At 62.4% G+C, this 1273-nt stretch carries 1 protein-coding gene; it reads left to right on the forward strand.

Translation table 11 applies throughout. The features are described from left to right. Positions 1-1273 (forward strand): serine hydroxymethyltransferase (gene glyA, locus ACR0M2_RS20635; protein ID WP_480706887.1); only part of this gene is annotated, 1273 nt, incomplete at its 5' end.

Below are 1273 nucleotides of genomic sequence, written 5' to 3' on the forward strand. Positions count from 1 at the left end.
CGGTTTTTTCACCCAATCCCTATCCGACCGTGACCCTGAGCTTTTTGGCTCGATCACATCTGAGTTGGGCCGCCAGCGCGATGAGATCGAGCTGATTGCGTCCGAGAACATCGTCTCTGCCGCCGTGATGGAGGCGCAGGGCTCGGTGATGACCAACAAATACGCCGAAGGCTATCCCGGGCGGCGCTACTATGGCGGCTGCCAATTCGTTGATATCGCTGAAAACCTGGCCATCGACCGCGCCAAGCAGCTGTTTGGGTGTGACTTCGCCAACGTGCAGCCGAACTCGGGCAGCCAGGCCAACCAGGGCGTGTTCCAGGCGCTGATCCAACCCGGCGACACCATTCTGGGCATGAGCCTGGATGCAGGCGGTCACCTGACCCACGGCGCGCGCCCCAACCAGTCGGGCAAGTGGTTCAATGCGGTGCAGTACGGCGTCCGCAAGGAAGACAACATGCTGGATTATGATCAGGTCGAGGCGCTGGCGAAAGAGCACCAGCCCAAGCTGATCATCGCCGGAGGCTCGGCCATCCCGCGCGTGATCGACTTTGCCCGCATGCGCGAGATCGCCGACATGGTCGGTGCCTATCTGCACGTGGACATGGCGCATTTCGCCGGTCTGGTTGCGGCAGGCGAACACCCCAGCCCCTTCCCGCACGCGCATGTGGCGACGACGACCACGCACAAGACCCTGCGCGGTCCGCGTGGTGGCATGATCCTGACCAATGATGAAGATATCGCTAAGAAAGTGAATTCGGCGATCTTCCCAGGCATTCAGGGCGGCCCGCTGATGCATGTGATCGCGGCCAAGGCCGTGGCCTTCGGTGAGGCTCTGCAGCCTGCGTTCAAGGACTATATCAAGCAGGTCGTCGTCAATTCGCAGGCATTGTCGGATCAACTGATCAAGGGCGGTCTGGACACGGTGACCCACGGCACCGACACCCATGTGGTGCTGGTCGACCTGCGCCCCAAAGGCGTGAAGGGCAACGCGACTGAAAAGGCCCTGGGCCGCGCGCATATCACCTGCAACAAGAACGGCGTGCCGTTTGACCCGGAAAAACCGACCGTCACCAGCGGCATCCGCCTGGGCTCGCCCGCCGGCACCACCCGCGGCTTTGGCGAGGTCGAATTCCGCCAGATCGCCGACTGGATCATCGAAGTGGTCGACGGGCTGGCCGCCAATGGCGAAGACGGCAACAGCGCCGTCGAAGCCAAGGTCAAAGCCGAGGTCGCAGACCTCTGCGCGCGCTTCCCTCTCTATCCGAACCTGTAA

The sequence above is a fragment of the Ruegeria sp. BE10 genome (assembly GCF_056538905.1).